This is a genomic window from Mycobacteriales bacterium (genome assembly GCA_040902655.1).
GTDB lineage: Bacteria > Actinomycetota > Actinomycetes > Mycobacteriales > SCTD01 > SCTD01.
Genome location: JBBDWV010000017.1, coordinates 1 through 20077, shown reverse-complemented (window position 1 = coordinate 20077; position 20077 = coordinate 1). Strand labels below are relative to the sequence as shown.

Below are 20077 nucleotides of genomic sequence, written 5' to 3'. Positions count from 1 at the left end.
GGACCACGGTCATCCCGTGATGGCGCCCTGCGCGGCCGAGCCGACGAGCTTGGCGTACTTGCCGAGGACGCCGGTGGTGTAGCGCGGCTCCAGCGGCTTCCAGCCGGCCCGCCGGCGCTCGAGCTCCTCGGCGTCGACGAGCAGATCGAGGGTGCTGGTCTGCAGGTCGAGGCGGATCCGGTCGCCGTCCTGCACCAGCGCGATCGGCCCGCCGTCGGTCGCCTCCGGCGCGACGTGACCGACGCACAGGCCGGTGGTGCCGCCGGAGAAGCGGCCGTCCGTGAGCAGCAGCACGTCCTTGCCGAGGCCCGCTCCCTTGATGGCGCCGGTGACCATCAGCATCTCGCGCATGCCCGGCCCGCCCTTGGGCCCTTCGTACCGGATGACGCAGACGTCGCCGGCCTTCAGCGTCCCGTCGACGACGGCGTCCATGCAGCCCTGCTCGCCGTCGTAGACGCGGGCAGTGCCCTCGAAGACCTGCGCCTCGAAGCCGGCGCTCTTCACGACAGCGCCGTCGGGGGCCAGCGAGCCGTGCAGGATCGTGATGCCGCCCGTGCGGTGGATCGGGTCGTCCATCGCCCGCAGCACCTCCCCGTCGAGCGGCGGGATGTCGAGCGCCTCGAGGTTCTCGCGCATCGTTTTGCCGGTGACGGTCAGCACGTCGCCGTGCAGCAGACCGACGTCGAGCAGCGCCTTCATCACGACGGGGATGCCGCCGATCCGGTCGACGTCGGTCATGACGTAGCGGCCGAACGGCTTCACGTCGGCCAGGTGCGGCACCCGCGCCGCGATCCGGGTGAAGTCGTCGTAGGACAGCTCGACCCGGGCCTCGTGCGCGATCGCGAGCAGGTGCAGCACCGCGTTGGTCGACCCGCCGAGCGCCATCACCACCGTGATGGCGTTCTCGAACGCCTCCTTCGTGAGGATCTGCCGCGCGGTGATGCCGGCGTCGACGAGCCGGACGACGGCCTCGCCGGAGGCGATCGCGTAGGCGTCGCGGCGCTTGTCGACGGCGGGCGGGGCGGCGCTTCCCGGCAGCGACATGCCGAGCGCCTCGGCGGCGCTGGCCATGGTGTTGGCGGTGTACATGCCGCCGCAGGCGCCCTCGCCCGGGCAGGTCGCCTTCTCGATCGCGGTCAGCTCCTCCCGGGTGATGAGCCCGCGCGCGAGCGCCCCGACGCCTTCGAACACGTCGATGATGGTGAGGTCACGGTCGACACCGTTCAGCCCGGCAAGCTTGCCGGGCAGCGTCGAGCCGGCGTAGAGGAACACGCTCGCGAGGTCGAGCCGTGCGGCGGCCATCAGCATCCCGGGCAGCGACTTGTCACAGCCCGCGAGCGTGACCGAGCCGTCGAGCCGCTCCGCGAACATCACGGTCTCGACCGAGTCGGCGATGACCTCGCGGGAGACCAGCGAGGCGCGCATCCCCTCGTGTCCCATCGAGATCCCGTCGGAGACCGAGATGGTCCCGAACTCCATCGGGAAGCCGCCGGCCGCGCGCACGCCCTGCTTCGACGCCTTCGCCAGGCGGTCGAGCGAGAGGTTGCACGGAGTGATCTCGTTCCAGGACGAGGCGATCCCGATCTGCGGCTTGCTCATGTCCTCGTCGGTCATCCCGACGGCGCGCAGCATGGCGCGGGCGGGCGCGCGCTGGTCGCCCTCGGTGACGTCGGTGCTGCGGGGCTTGCGACTGTGCGGCTGCTGGCTGCTCACCCGGTCAGCGTAGGCCGCGTGCCGCCCCGAGCCGCCGGCCTTGCGCGCCGACTCGCCCACCGTCGGGTCCCCGCGTACGGTCCCGGGGTGGTTGCACCGCCGCTCTTCCGCCTCGCCTGGCTGGTCACCGCCGCGGTGCTGAGCGCCTGCGGCAACGGCCCGGAGCAGGCGGCGCCGACGCCGTTCACCACGGCCGCTCCCACCACGGCCGCTCCCACCACGGCCGCTCCCACGCCGGCCGCGCCGACGGCGACGACGCTGGACACGGGCCCGCCCGAGGTGCTGGTGACCGGCCTGGAGGCCCCGTGGGGGATCGACTTCCTCCCCGACGGCGACGCGCTGGTGACGGAGCGGGACAGCGCCCGGATCCTGCGGGTGCCGGCCGCCGGCGGCGACCCGGTCGAGGTGACGACGGTGGCCCAGGCCCGGCCCCGGGGCGAGGGTGGGCTGCTCGGCCTCGCGGTCGCGCCCGACGGCGAGACCGTCTACGCCTACGTCACGACGGCGCAGGACAACCGCATCGTCCGCTTCCCCCTCTCGGATCCCGATGACGTGGAGCCGGTCCTCACCGGCATCCCAGCCTCGAGTGTCCACAACGGCGGCCGGATCACCTTCGGGCCCGACGGCCACCTCTACGCCGGCACCGGCGACGCGGGCCAGCCGACGCGATCGCAGGACCCGGAGTCGCTCGGCGGGAAGGTGCTCCGCATGACCCTCGACGGCGAGCCGGTACCCGGCGAGGACTCGCTCGTGTTCTCCCGCGGTCACCGCAACGTGCAGGGTCTGGCGTTCGGCCCGGACGACCGGCTGTACGCCGTCGAGTTCGGCCAGAACCGCTTCGATGAGGTCAACCGGGTCGAGCGGGGCAGCAACGGCGGCTGGCCGGACGTCGAGGGGCCGGGCGACGGCGGCGGCCGCTTCCTCGCCCCGATCACGACCTGGGAGACCTCCGAGGCCTCACCCAGCGGCGCTGCGGTCGTCGGCGACACGCTCTACGTCGCGGCGCTGCGCGGGCAGCGGCTCTGGCAGGTGCCGCTGGCAGATCCCGGCAACCCGCGGGCGCTCTACGAGGGCGAGTTCGGCCGGCTGCGGGCGGCAGCAAGGGCGCCGGACGGCTCGCTCTGGGTCCTCACGAGCAACCGCGACGGCCGCGGCGACCCGGTCCGCCAGGACGACCGGATCCTGCGGCTCGGGGTCCGATAGCGGCGCGCTCGCGGCGGATCGGCCACCATGGTCGGGTGAGCACCCGCCCCGAGCCGCTGATCCCGACCTCCGTGGTGAGCCGGCAGGCCAGCGAGCTGCGTGCCGCGGTGACGACGCAGGAGGCGGCGCGCACACCCGCCGGCGATCCCGCGCGCTGGTTCGGGCGGCTCGTCGTCGAGGTGGTCCACAAGGCCGACCGCGACCGGCTGCTCGGGCTCGCGGCGGAGACGGCCTTCTTCGCCGTCCTCACGCTGTTCCCCGCGCTGCTGGTCGTGGCCGCCGTCCTCGGCCAGCTGCGCATCATCATCGGCGACGACAACGCCGTACGCGTCGAGCAGGGAGTGCTGGACTTCCTCGACTCGCTGCTCACCGACACCGCGTCCCCCGCGGTCGACACCGTACGAGACCTGTTCGACAGCAGCGGCAACGCGCTGACCATCGCCGGCCTGCTGGCGCTGCTGTCGTTGTCGACGGCCTTCTCGACGCTGATCAACACCGTCAACATCACCTACGACGTGCCGGAGACGCGGGGCTGGTGGCGCCGGCGGTGGCTGGGTCTGCTGCTCGGCGTCGGGACGGTCCTGACCGGCGCGCTCGCGGTCACCCTGTTGGTGATCGGTCCGCTGTTCGGTCGCGCCGAGCAGGTCGTCGACCGCATCGGCCTGGGTCCGGAGTACTCCTTCGTCTGGGCGCTCGCCCGCTGGCCGGTGGCCTTCCTGTCGCTGGTCCTGTGGGCCACCACGATGCAGCACCTCACGCCCGCCCGGCGCGCGCGATGGCGCGACGACCTGCCGGGCGGCCTGCTGACCGCGCTGCTGTGGCTGCTCGCCTCCTACGGCCTCAACGTCTATCTCGAGACCGCCGTCCGCAGCTCACCGGTGTTCGGGGCGCTCGGTGGCGGGCTGATCCTGATGAGCTGGTTCTACCTGCTGTGCGTCGCGCTGCTCGCCGGAGCCGAGCTCAACGCGATCCTGCTGGCCCGCCGGCGTCATCGCGCGGTCCTCCGCGCGGAGGCGGCGGGCGAGGAGTGCGAGACGGTGACGCTGCCCGCCCCGGGCGCGCGCGGGGACAGCGAGCCGGCCGACCGGGCGCCGGTCCTGCGGCGGCGCGCGACGGGGTGACGCGCTTCATGCCCGGTACGCGACGCTGCGGTGGCTGACGCTGAGCACGGTCACTGTTCGCCGCTGCTCGTCGATCCGGTAGATCACGCGGTAGTCGCCTCGCCGTGCGCTGTGGTCGTCCTCCAAATCGTCAGGCACCACGGGCGCGCCCGGCTCGCCGCGCCATGGCCGCTGCAAGCTCCTCGGCGGTGCTCACCCGCCCGTGCGCCAGGTCGTCGTGAGACTCGGCGAGCGCCCGCATCGTCTCCACGTCCGCGAGGATCTCCAGCGTCTCCTCCATCGCGTCCAGATCCTCCGCATCGTCGAAGGGCGCGGGCTCTGGGCCGGCCGCCGCTCCCGGCCGGCGAAGCTCCTGAGCGACCGGAGGCAGCTGCGCGCCGTCGAGGACTTCACCTGCCATCACGCGGTCGAGCAGCAGGGCGCCGGTCGACAGCAGGGCGCTCGTCTGGGCGAGACACTCGACGAGGTCGAGGAGCTCGTCGTTCCACTCGTCCTGCCAGCCGTCCGGACGCAGCGCGTCGAGCGGGCTGGCGCTGCTTGCGGCGCGACCCGTGCCGCGGACGGTGCGGTAGCCGAGCCACTTGCGCAGCACCTGCAAGCCGCTCACCGAGAATGTCCAGACCTCCGGGGGGACGCCGCTGACCACGCCGTTCCCGATGCGCAGCTCGTGCGTGTGCGGGTCGTAGCGCACCTCCTCCAGCGTGCGGGGGGGAGCAGTCACCGCAGCCTGCCAGCGAGCGCGGCCGCGAGGCAGCCGGGGGCCCCGGGCGGTCCCGCGGAAACGCTCCGCGAACGTGTGCAGCCACAGCAGGTGCTCTCCGTGCTCGGCCAGCTCGGCGAACAACGCCGGATCGAGGGTGAGCGGGAGACGCGGACCTGGGGTCTCCAGCGCCTCGGCGAACCGCTCCACGTAGTCGGCGCCGGCGAGAACGGCGTACGCGTAGGCGAACAGCCGCTCGGCGGAGACGGGCTCGGCCTGTGGATCCGCAGCGCGATGGTGCTGCGTGAGCTGCTCCAGCACGGCCGGGTGCACGTTCGGCGTTTGGCCGGCGGCGTCCCGGTAGAGCGGGATGACGTCCTTGCCTCCCCGACCGCTGAAGTGGTGCAGGTCCGGAACGGCGGCAGTCACAGTCGCGGCCGGACCGGGGCCGAGAGCCGTCGACGTCAGCGTGGTCAGGTAGACCTGTCGCCTCCCTGAGGTGGTCCACAGCGAGGGGCTCTCGGTCTTTGCCAGACGCGGATCGGCCAAGATCCACTCTCGGTCGAAGCTTCTGAAGCCGTACCGGACGACCGGCGGCGGTGCGGCATCCGGACGAAGATCAGCCAGGCGCGGCAACCCCGCCACCGACGTGAAGATGGTGCGTCCGTTGCGAGGTGTCACATGTGCGGCTGCACGTGCGTCCAGATCACTCTCGGACACCAGAGCCTGCCATCGCCGCCGGAGCACGTCGGGGTCGGTGGCGATGGGCCAGGTCCTCCCCATCTTGCAGCCTGGCTGCTGCCAGGGAAAGACGTCGGTCAGCAAGGGCATGCGCAGCCAGGAGGCGCCACCGGCCGGCGGCACGAGCGGCTCACGCCACCCCGCGACCACCTCTCTCCAGGCCGGCGGATCCTGGGCCGGCGGCTCGACGCGGTCGAGTGCCGCGAACTTGTCGGCGCGGGTCCCGCGCAGGCGGCGGTAGTGCACCGCTGCGGGGGTGCCGCGGTCACTGGCGGCCTTGCGCACGAGGGTAACGATCGCCACCGGGGTCTCGATCGCGAAGACGTTCTCCTCCGGCCGGGCTCCCTTGTTGTCCCCGCCGAGGTCGATCACCCAGATCTCGTCGGCCAGCTCCCGCGCCAGCCGCCGCAGCCCCACGAAGCCGGGCCCGGTCAGCCAGGACGACGCGGTGATGAAGGAGACCACCGCAGGGCCACGCCCCTGCTGCTCGAAGGCCTTCCACAACGCCCAGCGCCAGAAGTAGACGTAGAGGTTGTAGAGGCTCGCGTGGTGGCTGAAGATCGTGTGCTGGCGCGCGTCGTCCAGGACGTCCTCGAAGATGCCCCGGGCGCGTTGGTCGCCCTCGGTCACCCAGCCGCCGGCGTCCTCGCGGGCCACACGGTCGTAGGGCGGGTTGCCGAGGACGACGGTGATGCGTCGGTCCGCCTTGACGACGCGCGCCGCCGCCCGCTCCTCGGCAAGGACCAGCGAGTCGCCGAACAGGTCGTCGCGAGCCGCTTCGCCGTACGGGCTGTCGAGCGTGTCGGTCAGCAGCACCTGGGGAGCCAGCCGGCGGTCCATGTCCGCCGCCAACACACCGGCCAGCTCGGCGAAGCGCTCACCGATGCGCAGGTGCGAGACGGCGTACGGTCCCGGCAGCAGCTCGAAGGCCAGCAGGTTCTGGGCCAGCGTAGGTGCGATCTGCTTCGGGCCTCCCGCGCCGCGTTCGGCAAGGGCCACCGCCTCGGCCTGGTCGATGACCGCGAGGGGGTAGGTGCCGCTGCCGCTGGCCGGGTCGAGCGTTACCACCTCCTTCGCGCCGAAGCCCAAGGGGCGGCCGAAGACCTCGCGCAGGACGTGGTCGACCAGGCGCACCTGGCACTGCACGACCGCCGTGGGGGTGTAGTAGACGCCGGCTGCCTGGCGGGCCTGTGGGTCATAGGCGGCGAGGAAGTCCTCGTAGAAGTACAGCCACGGCTCACCGCGCGGGTCGCGCGAGCGCCGCAGCCGGTCGACGTCCACCACGCTGACCAGCCGCTCGACAGCCGCCAGCTCGGGGCCGATGACGTCCAGCAGCCCGGCGACGTCGAGGACCGGGCCCAGCGCGGCGGCCAGGACGCGGGCGGGTGCCCGCAGCGCCTCGCGAGCCTCGTCCAGGGTCAGCAGGCCATCGGCGTTGCGATCGGCTCCGCCGCGCAGGGCGGCGATGGCCAGGGCGTAGGTGATGACCTGGGCGATCTCGTTGCTGAAGCTGCTGTCGTCGGGCGTCGTGTGCACGTGCGCCGACCACACCGTGCGGGCACGCACCGCCGCGGGAACCGGTGGCGCCGTGCGCAGCGCGTCGAGCAGCCGTTCGCGCAGCATCCGGGCGAGCGGGGCGAGCCTCGTGGCCAGTTCGGAGACGCGGCGCACCGGCACCGGGCGCGCCTCGACCAGCGTCCGCAGAACCGCTTGTAGCGCCGGCGGGTCCCAGCCGGGCTCTCCCGGCAGCGACAACGGCTGACCGATCGGCTCGCCCGAGGAGAAGAGCTGTGCCTGCCGGCCGTTGCAGACGAGCAGACCGTCCAGCTCCCGCAGCCGCTCCCACTGCCGGCCGTCGCGACCCCGCCAGGACCGGCCGTCCACGTTCTTCGACGGCGCCTTCAGCTCCACCCACCCCGTCGGCCGCTCGTTCAGGAGCACGGCGAAGTCCGGCCGCACACCCGGCAGGCGGACCTCGCGTACCAGTCGCAGGGCCAGCCCGGCGTCGGCTCCCAGAGACTCCAGCAGGAGGGCGACAGGCGTCGTCAGCTGCGCCTCGGGCTCGGCGTCCACGGTCGTGCCGGCCAGCAACGCGAGGCGCTCCAGGTAGGTCGCCGCAGCTTCGTCGACGGCAGGAGAGGCACTCACCGCCGCATTGTGCCCCGCTGACTGTCTGACCGAGCAAGTGGCGGTCGTGCCGACAGTGGTCGGCCCCCATGGGTCCGGCGTCCGTTACGGCTCGCTGACGCCCAGGCGCTCGAGCAGCAGGCGCCGGACCACGGCGGCGTCCGCCTGCCCACGGGTCGCCTTCATGACGGCGCCGACCAGCGCGCCGACGGCCTGCACCTTGCCGCTCCGGATCTTCTCCGCGGTGTCCGGCTGCGCCGCCAGGGCGGCGTCGACCGCCTCGCCGAGGGCTCCCTCGTCGGACACGACCGCGAGGCCCCGGGCCTGCACGACCTGGTCGGGCGAGCCCTCGCCGGCCAGCACCCCGTCGACCACCTGACGCGCGAGCCCCGCGCTGAGCGCGCCCTCGGCAACCAGCGCGACCACCCGGGCGACCTCCACCGGCGTGATCGGCAGGTCGGCGGCATCGGCCCCGCGGGTGTTCGCGGCCTGGGCGAGGTGGCCGAGCCACCAGTTACGGGCCTCGGCCGCCGGCGCGCCGGCCTCGACGGTGGCGAGCACGACGTCCAGGACGCCGGCGTTGACCATCGCCTGGCTGTCCAGGTCGGACAGCCCGAGCTCCCCGGTGAGCTTCTTACGTCGTACGGACGGCGCCTCCGGGAGTGCGGCCTTCAGCGCGGCGACCCAGGCCGGGTCGGGGGCGACGGGCACCAGGTCGGGCTCGGGGAAGTAGCGGTAGTCGGTCGCCTCCTCCTTCGAGCGGCCGGAGGTCGACATCCCGGTGTCCTCGTGGAAGTGCCGGGTCTCCTGGACGATCCGCTCCCCGGCACGGAGCCTGCCGGCCTGCCGTTCGACCTCGGAGCGGACGGCGCGCTCGACGCTGCGCAGCGAATTGACGTTCTTGGTCTCCGAGCGGGTGCCCCAGTCCTCGCCCGGCAGGTTGAGGCTGACGTTGACGTCACAGCGCAGCGAGCCCTGCTCCATCCGCACGTCGGAGACGCCGAGGCCGCGCAGCACGTCGCGCAGCTCGGTGACGTAGGCCTTCGCCACCTCCGCCGGACGCCGGCCGGTGCCGACCACCGGCCTGGTGACGATCTCGACCAGCGGGATCCCGGCCCGGTTGTAGTCGACGAGGGAGTGGGACGCGCCGTGGATGCGGCCGGTGGCGCCGCCGACGTGCAGCGACTTGCCGGTGTCCTCCTCGAGGTGCACCCGCTCGATCGGCACCCGCACGACCTCGCCGTCGACGTCCACGTCGAGATAGCCGTCGGTGCACAGCGGCTCGTCGTACTGCGAGGTCTGGAAGTTCTTCGGCATGTCGGGATAGAAGTAGTTCTTGCGGGCGAAGCGGCACCAGCTCGCGATGTCGCAGTGCAGCGCCAGGCCGATCCTGATCGTCGACTCGATGGCCTGCGCGTTGACGACCGGGAGCGCCCCGGGCAGGCCGAGGCAGACCGGGCAGGTGTGCGTGTTCGGCTCGGCGCCGAACGTCGTGTCGCAGCCGCAGAACATCTTGCTGACGGTGCCGAGCTCGACGTGCGTCTCGAGGCCGATCACCGGCTCGAACTCCTCCAGCGCCTCGGCGTACGGGACACGCTCGCTCACGCCTGCACCTCCAACTCGGGGGCGGAGGCGAGCAGCGGGCCGCCCCAGCGGTCGTGCAGCGCGGCCTCGAGGGCGCCGCCGACCTGGTAGAGCAGATCGTCGCGCATCGTCGGCGCCATCACCTGCAGGCCGACCGGCAGCCCGTCGGACAGGCCGACCGGCAGCGACATGGCCGGGCCGCCGTAGAGGTTGCTCGGGATCGTCGCGAGGTCCTGGCGGTACATCGCCAGCGGGTCGTCCAGCTTGGCCCCCAGCGGGAACGCGACGGTCGGCGAGGCCGGCGACACCAGCACGTCGACCGAGCCGAAGGCCTCGGCGAAGTCACGCGTGACGAGGGTGCGGACCTTCTGCGCCTGGCCGTAGTAGGCGTCGTAGTAGCCGCTGGACAGCGCGTAGGTGCCCAGCATGATCCGGCGCTTGACCTCGGCGCCGAAGCCCTGCGCCCGGGTCAGCGACATGACCTCCTCGAGGCTGCGGTCGCCGTCGTCGCCGACCCGCAGGCCGTAGCGCACGCTGTCGAACCGGGCGAGGTTGCTCGACGCCTCCGACGGCGCGATCAGGTAGTAGGCCGGCAGCGCGTACGCGAAGTGCGGGCAGCTGACCTCGGTCACCGTGGCGCCGAGCTCCTGCAGCAGCGCGACGGCCTGGTCGAAGCGTTCCTGCACACCGCTCTCGTAGCCCTCGCCGGACAGCTCCTTGACCACGCCGACCCGCAGCCCGGTCACGTCCGCGTGACGTGCGGCCGCGACGACCGGCGGGACCGGCGCGTCGATGGAGGTCGAGTCGCGCGGGTCGTGGCCGGCGACCGCCTCGTGCAGCAGCGCGGCGTCCAGCACCGTGCGGGCGCACGGCCCCGCCTGGTCCAGCGAGCTGGAGAAGGCGACCAGCCCGTAGCGGGAGACCCCGCCATAGGTCGGCTTCACGCCGACAGTCCCGGTGACCGCCGCCGGCTGGCGGATCGACCCGCCGGTGTCGGTGCCGACCGCCAGGGGGACTTCGTACGCCGCGACGGCCGCGGCCGAGCCGCCCCCGCTGCCTCCCGGGATGCGGCCGAGGTCCCAGGGATTGGACGTCGGGCCGTAGGCGCTGTGCTCGGTGGAGGAGCCCATCGCGAACTCGTCCATGTTCGTCTTGCCGAGCACGACGACGCCGGCGGCGCGCAGCCGCTCGGTGACGGTGGCGTCGTAGGGCGGGCGCCAGCCCTCGAGCATCCGTGAGCCGACGGTGGTCGGCACACCCTTGGTGACGATCACGTCCTTGAGCCCCAGCGGCACACCCGCCAGCGGACCGGTCACCTCACCCGCGTCGACGCGGGCGGCCTGCGCCAGCGCGCCCTCGGCGTCGACGTGCAGGAAGGCGTGCACGTCACCGTCGACGGCGCCGATCCGGTCCAGGTGCGCCTGCGCGACCTCGACGGCGCTCACGTCCCTGGCCGCGATGGCGGCGGCCGTCTCGACGGCCGTCAGCCGGGTGAGGTCACTCATGACGCTGTTCCTGTCCGCGGACTTCCTCGGCGTCCAGGATCCGCGGCACCCGGAAGCGGCCGTCCTCGGCAGCCGGAGCACCGGCCAGCACGTCGTCGCGGTGCAACGACGGCATGACGACGTCCGGCCGGGTGACGTTCTCGACCGGCACCGCGTGGGTCGTCGGCGGCACGTCGGCCGCGTCCGAGACCTGCGAGATCTGGGCGACGGCGCCGAGAATGACGTCGAGCTGGGCGGCCAGACCGTCCAGCTCGTGGTCGTCCAGGGCCAGCCGCGACAGCCGCGCGAGGTGTGCGACCTCCTCGCGGGTGATCTCGGGCATGCGGCTCCTCGGCACGGCGGTGGGGACGTCGGTGAGTCTAGGGTCGTGGCGCGGATCCCCGAGGATTCCCCCGAGGAGGCCCGACCGGATGTCCTACCTGCTGCGGCTGGTGCTGCCCGACCGCCCGGGCATGCTCGGCGCTGTCGCGACGGCGCTGGGCGGGTCCGGCGCCGACATCCTGTCCCTCGACGTCGTCGAGCGCGGGCCGGACGGCGCCGTCGACGACCTGATCGTCGCGCTGCCGCCCGGCGGGCTCGCGGACGCCCTCATCACCAGCGCGCAGTCGGTACCCGGGGTGGTCGTCGAGTCGCTGCGCCCCTATCACGGCGGCCCCGACCTGCACCGCGATCTCGAGCTGGTCGACGCGGTGGCCGCAGACCCGCATCGCGCTCCGCAGCTGCTGGTGGAACACCTGCCGGGGGTCTTCCGGGCCGGCTGGGCGTTGCTGCTGGAGAGCGGTCCCCGGCTGTTGCAGGCCAGCCCGGGTGCGCCCGACGTGGCCGGTCTGGCGCTGTCCTGGCTGCCCATGGTGGGCGCGCGCCGGCTGCAGCCGGACGACCCGTGGGTGCCCGAGGGATGGCAGGTGTTGGGCACCGAGCTGATCGCCGCCGCGGTCGGCAGCTCCGACCGGGTCGTGCTGGTCGGCCGGCCGGGGGGGCCGCGCTTCCGGGCCTCCGAGGTGCTGCGGCTGGGCCATCTCGCGGGCATCGTCGCGACGGTGGAATCCACCCTCGATTGACGTTCCGCGTGATCACCCGATCGGGTGTGCGGCGGGGCGGCGGCCCTGCCGATACCTGCACAGGACGCCGTCCCTGTGCAGCGGCGGCCGACCGGCCGACAAAGGAGAGTAGATGCGGATCTCTGGTGTCACAGGCGAGCTGCCCGTCCTGGCGGCGCCGAACGAGCCGCCGCCTTCTGCTGCGCCGGCGGGTGGACCGCCGCCGCCGGCCGTGGCGGCCGCGGCGGCCACCAGCGGGGGCAGCGGCGCCGACGCCGGCACTCACGACCGGAGCCGTTCGGCTCCGACACCGCTGCCGGTGTTCGACCCGCCGCTGATCGCCCAGCGGGCCGCACTCGGGCTGCCCGTCGGCATGCTCGTCTCCGAGCTGGCCGAGCTCGAGGGCATTCCCTACAGCGCCGCCAGCGCAGCGGTCGACCGCGCCATGCCCCGCGAGCCCGCCGACGAGGCAGGCGGCAACCAGCCCGCAGCCGGCCGCAGCTAGGCTGCCCCGCCCGCCTCCGCAGCCGGGACCGTGGCTGCCCGGGCGGCGTCCGGGCCCTGCTCGAGCAGGACGGTGAGACCGGCGTCGTCGAGCATCGGAACGCCCAGCTTGACGGCCTTGTCGTACTTGGCGGCGCCCGGCTCGGTGCCCACCACGACGAAGTCGGTCTTCTTGCTGACGCTGCCGGTGACCTTCCCGCCGCGGGTCTGCACGGCGTCGATGGCGCTGTCGCGGCTGTAGGAGGCAAGGCTTCCGGTGATGACGACCGTGCGCCCCTCCAGCGGCCGGGGTCCCTCGTCGGCACCCTCGTCGGCTGTCCGGGCGCCGCCGGCGCGCAGCCGTCCGACGATCTCGCGGTGCCGCGGGTCCAGGAACCAGTCGTGCAGCGCCTGCGCCACCACGGGGCCGACGCCGTCGACCGCGGCCAGCTCCTCCGGTGACGCTGCCAGCACGGCGTCCAGGGTGCGGAAGTGGCGGGCGACATCCTGCGCCGCGGTGGGTCCGACGTGCCGGATGGACAGGCCGACCAGCAGCCGCCACAGCGGCCGATCCCGGGCCGCCTCCACGCCACGCAGGATCTGCTCGACCTTCTTCGCACCGAAACCCCGCAGGCCGGCGAAGGACTCGGCCGTCAGGTGGAGGACGCCGCCGATGTCGGTCAGCCGGCCGGCCTGCAGCAGCGCGGTGGCCGTCTCGTAGCCCAGTCCGTCGATGTCCATCGCGCCGCGGCCGGCGAAGTGGAAGACCGCTTCCCGCAGCTGCGCGGGGCAGGACGCCGTGTTGGGACAGCGGACGTCGACCTCCCCCTCGGGCCGGCTCAACGCGGTGCCGCACTCCGGGCAGTCCGCCGGCATGACGAAGTCCCGCTCGGTGCCGTCCCGCAGCGCCGCCACCGGCCCGACCACCTCAGGGATGACGTCGCCGGCGCGGCGGACCACCACCGTGTCGCCGATCCGCACGTCCTTGCGCCGCACCTCGTCCTGGTTGTGCAGCGTCGCAAGCTTGACCATGACGCCGCCCACCTGCACCGGCTCCATGTAGGCGAACGGCGTGACGCGCCCGGTGCGGCCGACGTTGACCCGGATGTCGTGCAGTCGGGTCGTCGCCTCCTCGGGCGGATATTTGTGGGCGACCGCCCAGCGCGGCGCGCTGCTCGTCGCGCCCAGCCGCCGCTGCAGCGGCACCTGGTCGACCTTGACCACCACGCCGTCGATCTCGTGCTCGACGTCGTGCCGGTGCTCCCCCCAGTGGGCGATGTAGCCCAGCACCCCGTCGAGGTCGTCGAAGACCTGCGCTTGCCGGCTCACCGGCAACCCCCATGCACCGAGCTGCTCGTAGGCCCCGCTCTGGGTCACCGGTTCCCAGCCCGCACGGGCGCCGATCCCGTGCACGGTGAGGCTCAGCGGCCGGGTCGCGGTGACCCGGGGGTCCTTCTGGCGCAGGCTCCCGGCAGCGGCGTTCCGAGGATTGGCGAACGGCGCCTTGCCCTCGGCCACCAGGCGCTCGTTGAGCACCGTGAAGTCCGCGGTGGTGATGAAGACCTCGCCGCGCACCTCGAGCAGCGGTGGGACGTCCGGACCCTGCAGGACCGCGGGGACGCTGTTCAGCGTACGGACGTTCGGTGTGATGTCCTCGCCGGTGCGGCCGTCGCCGCGGGTGGCCCCGCGCACCAGCCGGCCGTCGCGGTAGACCAGCGCCACGGCGAGCCCGTCGATCTTCAGCTCGCACAACCAGCGGGCCTGCGCGGCCTCCTTGCGCGCCCGGGCCGCCCACTCGCGCAGCTCGTCGGCGCTGAAGACGTTGCCCAGACTCATCAGCCGCTCGAGATGGTCGACCGGGGTGAAGTCGGTCGAGATGGTGCCCATGACCTTCTGCGTGGGCGAGTCCGGCGTGCGGAGCGAGGGGTGCGCCGCCTCGATCGACCGGAGCTCGCGCAGCTGCGCGTCGTACTCCCCGTCGGAGATCGTCGGAGCGTCCAGGACGTAGTAACGGAAGGCGTTCTCGTCGAGCGAGCGGGACAGCGCGGCGTGCTGCTCACGGACGTCCACGGGCACGCCGTCGACCAGCTCCGTCACTCCGGGGCCTCCCCCAGCCGGCGGGCCATCTCGGCGCAGTCCCGTAGTACGGAACGGGCCTGCCCGGGGGTGGAATCGGCCAGGCCACAGGCCGGGGTGACCACGACAGTCGCCGGCAGCCGCTCCGGGGCCTGACCCAGCCGACGCCACAGGTTCCGGACGGGAGCCGCGGCCGCGTCGAGGTCACGGCCCGGTACGACGCCCAGCAACAGGCCGGCGCCCTGCTCGACCGCTTCGCCCAGCGGGTCGTCGTCACGCGGCGTCAGCAGGGTGGCGTCGAGGCTGACCGCCCCGGCGCCGGCCCGGCGCAGGATGCCCACCGGCACCTGCGGGGCGCAGCAGTGCACGACGGTGTGCTCGGCGGCGGCCAGCACGGAGGCCAGCACCTCGACCACCCGGGAGGCGGCCGGGGTCCGGAGCCGGCCGAAGCCGCTCGCCGTCGGGATGCCACCGACCAGGACGGTCGGGAGCGACGGCTCGTCCAGCTGCAGGACCAGCCGGGTGCCGGGCAGCCGGCCGGCGACGTCGGCCAGGTGCCGGCGGAGCCCCTCGGCCAGCGACTGCGCCAGGTCGTCGACCGCGCCCGGGTCGGACAGCACCCGGTCGCCCCTCGGCAGCTCGAGCAGTGCGGCCAGCGTCCAGGGCCCGGCGCACTGCAGCTTGAGCGCCGGCGGGGAGTCGGCCGCCTCCTGCAGGGCGTCGAGGTCGTAGGACAGCAGGTCGCGGGCGCGGGCGCCGTCCCGGGACCGGCCGGTCGTCAGGCGCCAGCCGACCGGCTGCAGGTCGACCGGCAGGTCGGCGAGCAGGGCGGCGCTGCGGCCGGCCAGGTCGGCGTGCGGCCCGCGGGCCGGCAGCTCGGGCAGGAAGGGCAGGTCCGGCAGTTCGCCGAGCACGACCCGCACCGCCTCGACCGGGTCGGTGCCCGGCATGCTCCCGATGCCGGTCGCGCCGGACCAGGGTCCGGTCAACCCGTCGGACGCCGACTCGGCGCAGCCTTGGCCCGGGCGCTCCCGGTCCGGCTGGCGGCGGTGGGCGTGCGCTTCGGGCTCTTCACGGCGGGCTCGGTCGGCGCGGCGCGGCGAGCTCCGGTGAGCCAGTCGAGGTCGGCCTGCAGCGCCGCGACGACCGCCGCCCGCGAGGCGGTCGCGCCGCGCACCGCCAGGCTGAAGCGCTGGATGACCTCGAGGTCGGTGAGCTGCACGTCGTCGCCGGTCATGCCCGAAGCCTAACGGGACGAGGGCCTGGTGCCGCTGCCGGAACGACGGTGGTGGGAAGGTGGTGGCGTGACCACTGCCGAGCTGCGGGGTCGACGGCTGCCGGCCGTCGACCCCGCACTTCTCCCGCGGCCGGCCGCGGCCGTCCTGCGGCTGGCCGCCGTCGCCGTCATCTACGCGCTGTACGCCTACGCCCGCAACCAGCACGGACTGGCCTCGACCGCGGCGTGGGAGGCAGCGCAGCGGCATGCGGATGCGGTGCTGGCGCTGCAGCAGGCGCTGCACCTGCCGCACGAGCGCGAGCTGCAGCAGCTGGTCCTGGGCTCCGAGTGGCTGGTGCGCGCCAGCGGCGCCTACTACGGCAGCGCGCACTTCCTCGGTACGGCCGGTGTGCTGCTGCTCCTGGCGCTGCGCCGGCCCGGTCTGCTGACCCGCCTGGGCAGCACGCTCGGGCTGAGCACCTTCGTCGCCGTCGGCGTCTTCGCGCTCTATCCGGTGGCGCCGCCGCGGCTGATGCCGCCCGGACAGCAGACGGTCGACACGCTGGCCAGCGTCGGCGGCATCTGGTCCTACGACCACGGGGTGCTCGAGCGGATCAGCGACCCGTTCGCCGCGATGCCGAGCCTGCACCTGGCCTGGGCCACCTGGTGCGCGCTGGTGCTCTGGGTGCTGGCGCGGGACGCGGGCCGGCCGCGGGCCTGGCGCGCGGTCGCGGTCGCCCACCCGGTGCTGACGCTGGTCGTCGTGCTGGTCACCGGGAACCACTGGTACCTCGACGCAGTGGCCGGGGTGTTGCTGGTCCTCGCCGTCGCGGCGCTGCAGGCGGTCGTCCAGGCCAGGGCGGTTCAGGCCAGGGTGGCGCTGGCCAGCACCCGGTCCCCCTCGTACAGCACCGCCGCCTGACCTGCCGCCACGCCGCGGACCGGGCTCGCCAGCTCCAGCCGCCACCCCGGCCCGTCCCCCCGCACGACGCAGTCGTGCACGGCGCCGTGCGCCCGAAGCTGGACCGCGCAGGACAGCGGCAGCGGCCGGGGCTCCAGCCACAGCGGCCGGTCCGCACGTACGGCGGAGACGTCCAGCGCCTGGCCCGGACCGACCGTGACGGTGCGGCTGACCGGCTCGACGGACAGCACGTAGCGCGGCCGGCCGTCGGCCGCCGGCACGTCCAGCGCCAGGCCGCGGCGCTGGCCGACGGTGTAGGCGTAGGCACCGTCGTGCCGGCCGACCACCGCACCGGTCAGCGCGTCGACGACCGGGCCCGGCTGCGCGCCCAGCCGGTCGCGCAGGAAGCCGGCGGTGTCGCCGTCGGCGATGAAGCAGACGTCGGAGCTGTCCGGCTTGTCCGCCACCGCGAGCCCCCGCCGCGCCGCCTCGTCCCGGACCTGCGCCTTCGTGAGCCCGCCGAGTGGCAGCACCGTGCCGGCGAGCTGCTCCGGGGTGAGCACCGCAAGGACGTAGGACTGGTCCTTGGCGTCGTCGACCGAGCGGCGGAGCACCCCGTCCGACAGCCGGGCGTGGTGCCCGGTCACGACGGCATCGAACCCGAGCGCCAGCGCGCGATCCAGCACCGCCGCGAACTTGATCTTCTCGTTGCAGCGCAGGCAGGGGTTCGGTGTCCGACCGGCGGCGTACTCGGCGACGAAGTCGTCGACCACCTCCTCGCGGAAGCGGTCGGCGAAGTCCCAGACGTAGAAGGGGATCCCGAGCACGTCGGCCACCCGCGACGCGTCCCGCGCGTCCTCCTTGGAGCAGCAGCCGCGCGAGCCGCTACGCAGTGTCGCGGGCGACGTGGCCAGCGCGAGGTGCACCCCGGTGACGTCGTGGCCCGCCTCCACGGCGAGCGCCGCGGCGACCGCGGAGTCCACGCCACCGGACAGCGCGGCGAGCAGCCTCATCGCAGTGCCGCCCGCAGCGCCCGCTCCACCACAGCCGGGAGCGCGTCGACCAGCGCGTCGACGTCGGCGGCCGTCGAGGTGTGTCCCAGCGAGAATCGCAGGGAGCTGCGGGCGTCGTCCTCCTTGGCGCCCATCGCGAGCAGCACGTGGCTCGGGCGGGCGACACCGGCCGAGCAGGCCGATCCGGTGGACACCTCGACGCCGCGCGCGTCGAGCAGCAGCAGGAGCGAGTCGCCCTCGCAGCCCGGGAAGGAGAAGTGGGCGTTGCCGGGCAGCCGGTCCGGTCCGTCGGGGCCGTTCAGGACCGCCTCGGGGACCGCCTCGCGGACCCGGCGGACGAGATCGTCGCGCAGACCGCTCAGTCGCGCGTGCAGCTCGGGCTGGCGCTCGACGGCCAGCGAGGCGGCGACCGCGAGTCCGGCTACGGAGGGCGTGTCGAGGGTGCCGGAGCGCACGTCGCGCTCCTGGCCGCCGCCGTGCAGCAGCGGGACGCAGCCGACGTCGCGGCCGAGCACCAGCGCACCGACGCCGAGCGGGCCGCCGAGCTTGTGGCCGGTCAGCGTGAGCGCGTCGACGCCGCCGGCCGCCACGTCGACGGGCAGCTGGCCGACGGCCTGGACCGCGTCGCTGTGCAGCGGAATGCCGTGCTCGTGGGCGAGGTCGGCCAGCCGGCGGACCGGCTGCACGGTGCCGACCTCGTTGTTGGCCCACATGACCGTGACGAGCGCGACGTCGCCGGGATCGCGTTCGATCGCCTCGCGCAGCACGTCCGGGTGGACCCGGCCCTCGGCGTCGACCGCGAGCCAGTCGACCGTCGCCCCCTCATGGGCGACCAGCCACTCCACGGCGTCGAGCACCGCGTGGTGCTCCACGGCGCTGGCCAGGATGCGGGTGCGGCGCGGCTCGGCGGCCTGCCGGGCCCACCAGATCCCCTTGACCGCGAGGTTGTCGCTCTCGGTGCCGCTGCCGGTGAAGACCACCTCGGACGGTCGGGCGCCCAGCGCATCGGCCAGCTGCTCGCGGGACTCCTCCACCACCCGCCGCGCACGGCGGCCGGCGGAGTGCAGCGAGGAGGCGTTGCCGGCGGCGGTGAGCGAGCGATGCAGCGCCGCCGTCACGGCGTCGACGGCCTCGGGCAGCATGGGCGTCGAGGCCGCATGGTCGAGGTAGGCCACGACCTCAGCGTAGCCGCGTCGGCGGTGCCTGCGCTCAGGCCAGGATGCGGCGGGTGGGGCCGGCGCCGGTCGGCAGCTCTGCCGGCTCGGTGACCACGACCTGGGTCGGCAGCAGCCCGCAGGCCACCCGCACGTCGTGCGCCACCCCCTCGGCGACCACGGCCGGGTCCGCGCCGGACGTGGGCGCGACGTGCACGAGCAGCTCGTCGCTGTCGTCGCGGCCGCTGCGGCCGCGCACCACCCGCCAGTCGGCCACGTCGGTACGCCCGCCGACCGCGGACGCGACGGCGCGCAGGTCCACCGGAGCCCTTCCGGTGCGCAGGGCCAGCTCGGGCACGAGCACGCCGCGGCGCACCCCGACCACCCGCGGGACGGTCCGGCCGCAGCTCGGGCAGGCGCCCTCGTCCACGGAGTCGGCCACATCACCGGTCCGCCAGCGCAGCAGCGCGCTCCCGCGCATGCCCAGCTGGGTGACCACGACCTCGCCCGGGCGACTGGCGTGCTCGCCGCTCTCCGGGTCCACCAGCTCGACCACCTCGAGGTCGGGGTAGGTGTGCAGCCCGGCGGAACCGGCCGACTCGCGGCACTCGCCCCACATCACACGGTGCCCGTCCGGCACGTGCACGGCCAGTACGACGACCTGCTGCAGCCCGGCCCGGTCGAGCGCCTGGCGCAACGCGGCACGCTCCTGCTCGTTCGGGGCGCCGGCCACGAGCAGGGTCGTGAGGCCCGCCCACTCGACGCCGGCCGCGACCAGGGCCGCAAGCAGGTCGGCGCCGCCGGTCGCCGGGACCACCAGGACGCTGGCCGGCACCAGGCTCAGCGCCGCCGCCACCGCCTCCACCTGCGGGCCGGGAGCGAGCAGCGGCGAGCCCGCACCGAGGGCGCCCAGCTGCAGCGCCTGTGTCTGAGCCGTGGGCAGCGTCGGCAGGGCGCTCACCACGATGTCCGCGCGGGACAGGCCGAGCACCTGCCACAGCCGGGCGCCGGCGCGCGCGACGACGTCCAGGTCGCTGCGGGTGCTCGCCAGCGGGAAGCTCAGCGCGAGGCCGGCCCAGACGTAGGACGTCGGCCGGGTGTCGTTCTCCACGACCGCGCTGTAGGACCCGGGCGCGGTCAACCGCCGGACCAGCGCCCTGCGCAGCTGGGGGCCCTCGGCGTGCAGCGCGTAGCCGTTCTCCCCCGCCTGCAGCACCAGGGCGGCCGCCGCCCGCGGGTCGCCGTCCGGACACAGGTCTCGCTCGCCGGCGGCCGGTAGCCCGGTCAGGCCGGACACGGAGGCGACGGAGGACGCCCGGCGGCCGAGCGCCTGCAGCCGGCCGCGCCAGAACGGCGAGAACGGCGCCACGGCGTTCACCACCTGGGTGCGCACCGCGGCGTCCCGGGTCCTGTCGAGTTGCGCGGGCGGACGTCGGTCCCAGGAGGCGGCCATTGGTAGTCCGGGGCGCAGTACCGCCGTGGCGGCCTGTTTCCCCTTTC

General features: G+C 74.1%; 17 protein-coding genes. 5 read left to right on the top strand and 12 right to left on the bottom strand.

Translation table 11 applies throughout. From position 1 onward, the window contains the following. Positions 1–9: 9 nt before the first annotated feature. Positions 10–1713, bottom strand: a complete 1704-nt coding sequence (ilvD, locus tag WD794_04855; protein ID MEX2289641.1) for a dihydroxy-acid dehydratase — start codon at positions 1711–1713, stop codon at positions 10–12. A gap of 87 nt (positions 1714–1800) precedes the next feature. On the opposite strand from ilvD, the gene WD794_04850 reads away from it, so the two are divergent. Together WD794_04850 and WD794_04845 are read left to right on the top strand one after the other, a co-directional pair. Continuing rightward, positions 1801–2916, top strand: coding sequence for a PQQ-dependent sugar dehydrogenase (locus WD794_04850; protein ID MEX2289640.1), 1116 nt, complete (start codon positions 1801–1803; stop codon positions 2914–2916). A gap of 35 nt (positions 2917–2951) precedes the next feature. Next, on the top strand, positions 2952–4037 hold the full coding sequence (locus tag WD794_04845; protein MEX2289639.1) for a YihY/virulence factor BrkB family protein: 1086 nt from the start codon (positions 2952–2954) through the stop codon (positions 4035–4037). Between the two features lie 6 nt (positions 4038–4043). On the opposite strand, the gene WD794_04840 is transcribed toward WD794_04845, so the two are convergent. The 5 genes from WD794_04840 to gatC form a co-directional block, all read right to left on the bottom strand. Continuing rightward, positions 4044–4175 carry a type II toxin-antitoxin system RelE/ParE family toxin gene (locus WD794_04840; GenBank protein ID MEX2289638.1) on the bottom strand — a complete coding sequence of 44 codons (132 nt, stop codon included), beginning with the start codon at positions 4173–4175 and terminating at the stop codon, positions 4044–4046. Beyond that, entirely contained in the window at positions 4168–7626 is a 3459-nt protein-coding gene (locus WD794_04835; GenBank protein MEX2289637.1) for a type ISP restriction/modification enzyme, read from the bottom strand. Before WD794_04835 ends, WD794_04840 begins: the two co-directional genes overlap by 8 nt. Before the next feature lie 84 nt (positions 7627–7710). Then, on the bottom strand, positions 7711–9210 hold the full coding sequence (gatB, locus tag WD794_04830; GenBank protein ID MEX2289636.1) for an Asp-tRNA(Asn)/Glu-tRNA(Gln) amidotransferase subunit GatB: 1500 nt from the start codon (positions 9208–9210) through the stop codon (positions 7711–7713). After that, positions 9207–10694: an Asp-tRNA(Asn)/Glu-tRNA(Gln) amidotransferase subunit GatA gene (gene gatA, locus WD794_04825; protein ID MEX2289635.1), complete on the bottom strand. Its 1488-nt coding sequence runs from the start codon at positions 10692–10694 to the stop codon at positions 9207–9209. The genes gatB and gatA overlap by 4 nt, the downstream gene beginning before the upstream one ends. Beyond that, the gene (gatC, locus tag WD794_04820; protein MEX2289634.1) at positions 10687–11016 is read right to left on the bottom strand and encodes an Asp-tRNA(Asn)/Glu-tRNA(Gln) amidotransferase subunit GatC; all 330 of its coding nucleotides are present in this window, start codon (positions 11014–11016) and stop codon (positions 10687–10689) included. Before gatC ends, gatA begins: the two co-directional genes overlap by 8 nt. Before the next feature lie 88 nt (positions 11017–11104). Between gatC and WD794_04815 the strand changes: the two genes are divergently transcribed. Together WD794_04815 and WD794_04810 are read left to right on the top strand one after the other, a co-directional pair. Next, complete coding sequence (locus WD794_04815; protein ID MEX2289633.1) at positions 11105–11755, top strand: amino acid-binding protein; 651 nt, start codon at positions 11105–11107, stop codon at positions 11753–11755. Positions 11756–11867: 112 nt separating this feature from the next. Beyond that, on the top strand, positions 11868–12239 hold the full coding sequence (locus WD794_04810) for a hypothetical protein (GenBank protein ID MEX2289632.1): 372 nt from the start codon (positions 11868–11870) through the stop codon (positions 12237–12239). Here the strand turns inward: WD794_04810 and ligA are convergent. From ligA to WD794_04795, 3 genes are read right to left on the bottom strand one after another with little or no spacing between them, the layout of a single operon-like run. Next, the gene (ligA, locus tag WD794_04805) at positions 12236–14314 is read right to left on the bottom strand and encodes an NAD-dependent DNA ligase LigA (protein MEX2289631.1); all 2079 of its coding nucleotides are present in this window, start codon (positions 14312–14314) and stop codon (positions 12236–12238) included. The genes WD794_04810 and ligA overlap by 4 nt on opposite strands. After that, a complete protein-coding gene (locus WD794_04800) occupies positions 14311–15282 on the bottom strand; it encodes a methionine synthase (GenBank protein ID MEX2289630.1) in 972 nt (323 codons plus the stop codon). The genes ligA and WD794_04800 overlap by 4 nt, the downstream gene beginning before the upstream one ends. After that, positions 15279–15530 carry a hypothetical protein gene (locus WD794_04795; protein ID MEX2289629.1) on the bottom strand — a complete coding sequence of 84 codons (252 nt, stop codon included), beginning with the start codon at positions 15528–15530 and terminating at the stop codon, positions 15279–15281. The genes WD794_04800 and WD794_04795 overlap by 4 nt, the downstream gene beginning before the upstream one ends. A gap of 67 nt (positions 15531–15597) precedes the next feature. Here WD794_04795 and WD794_04790 point away from each other — a divergent pair, with 67 nt between their 5' ends. Then, positions 15598–16431 (top strand): phosphatase PAP2 family protein, encoded by an 834-nt coding sequence (locus tag WD794_04790; GenBank protein MEX2289628.1) that lies wholly within the window; start codon positions 15598–15600, stop codon positions 16429–16431. On the opposite strand, the gene mnmA is transcribed toward WD794_04790, so the two are convergent. The 3 genes from mnmA to WD794_04775 form a co-directional block, all read right to left on the bottom strand. Continuing rightward, positions 16374–17423 (bottom strand): tRNA 2-thiouridine(34) synthase MnmA, encoded by a 1050-nt coding sequence (gene mnmA, locus WD794_04785; protein ID MEX2289627.1) that lies wholly within the window; start codon positions 17421–17423, stop codon positions 16374–16376. The two genes, WD794_04790 and mnmA, sit on opposite strands and share 58 nt — an antisense overlap. Next, positions 17420–18598: a cysteine desulfurase family protein gene (locus WD794_04780; protein MEX2289626.1), complete on the bottom strand. Its 1179-nt coding sequence runs from the start codon at positions 18596–18598 to the stop codon at positions 17420–17422. Before WD794_04780 ends, mnmA begins: the two co-directional genes overlap by 4 nt. 34 nt (positions 18599–18632) lie before the next feature. Next, on the bottom strand, positions 18633–20077 hold a 1445-nt coding region (locus tag WD794_04775), incomplete at its 5' end, for a hypothetical protein (GenBank protein ID MEX2289625.1).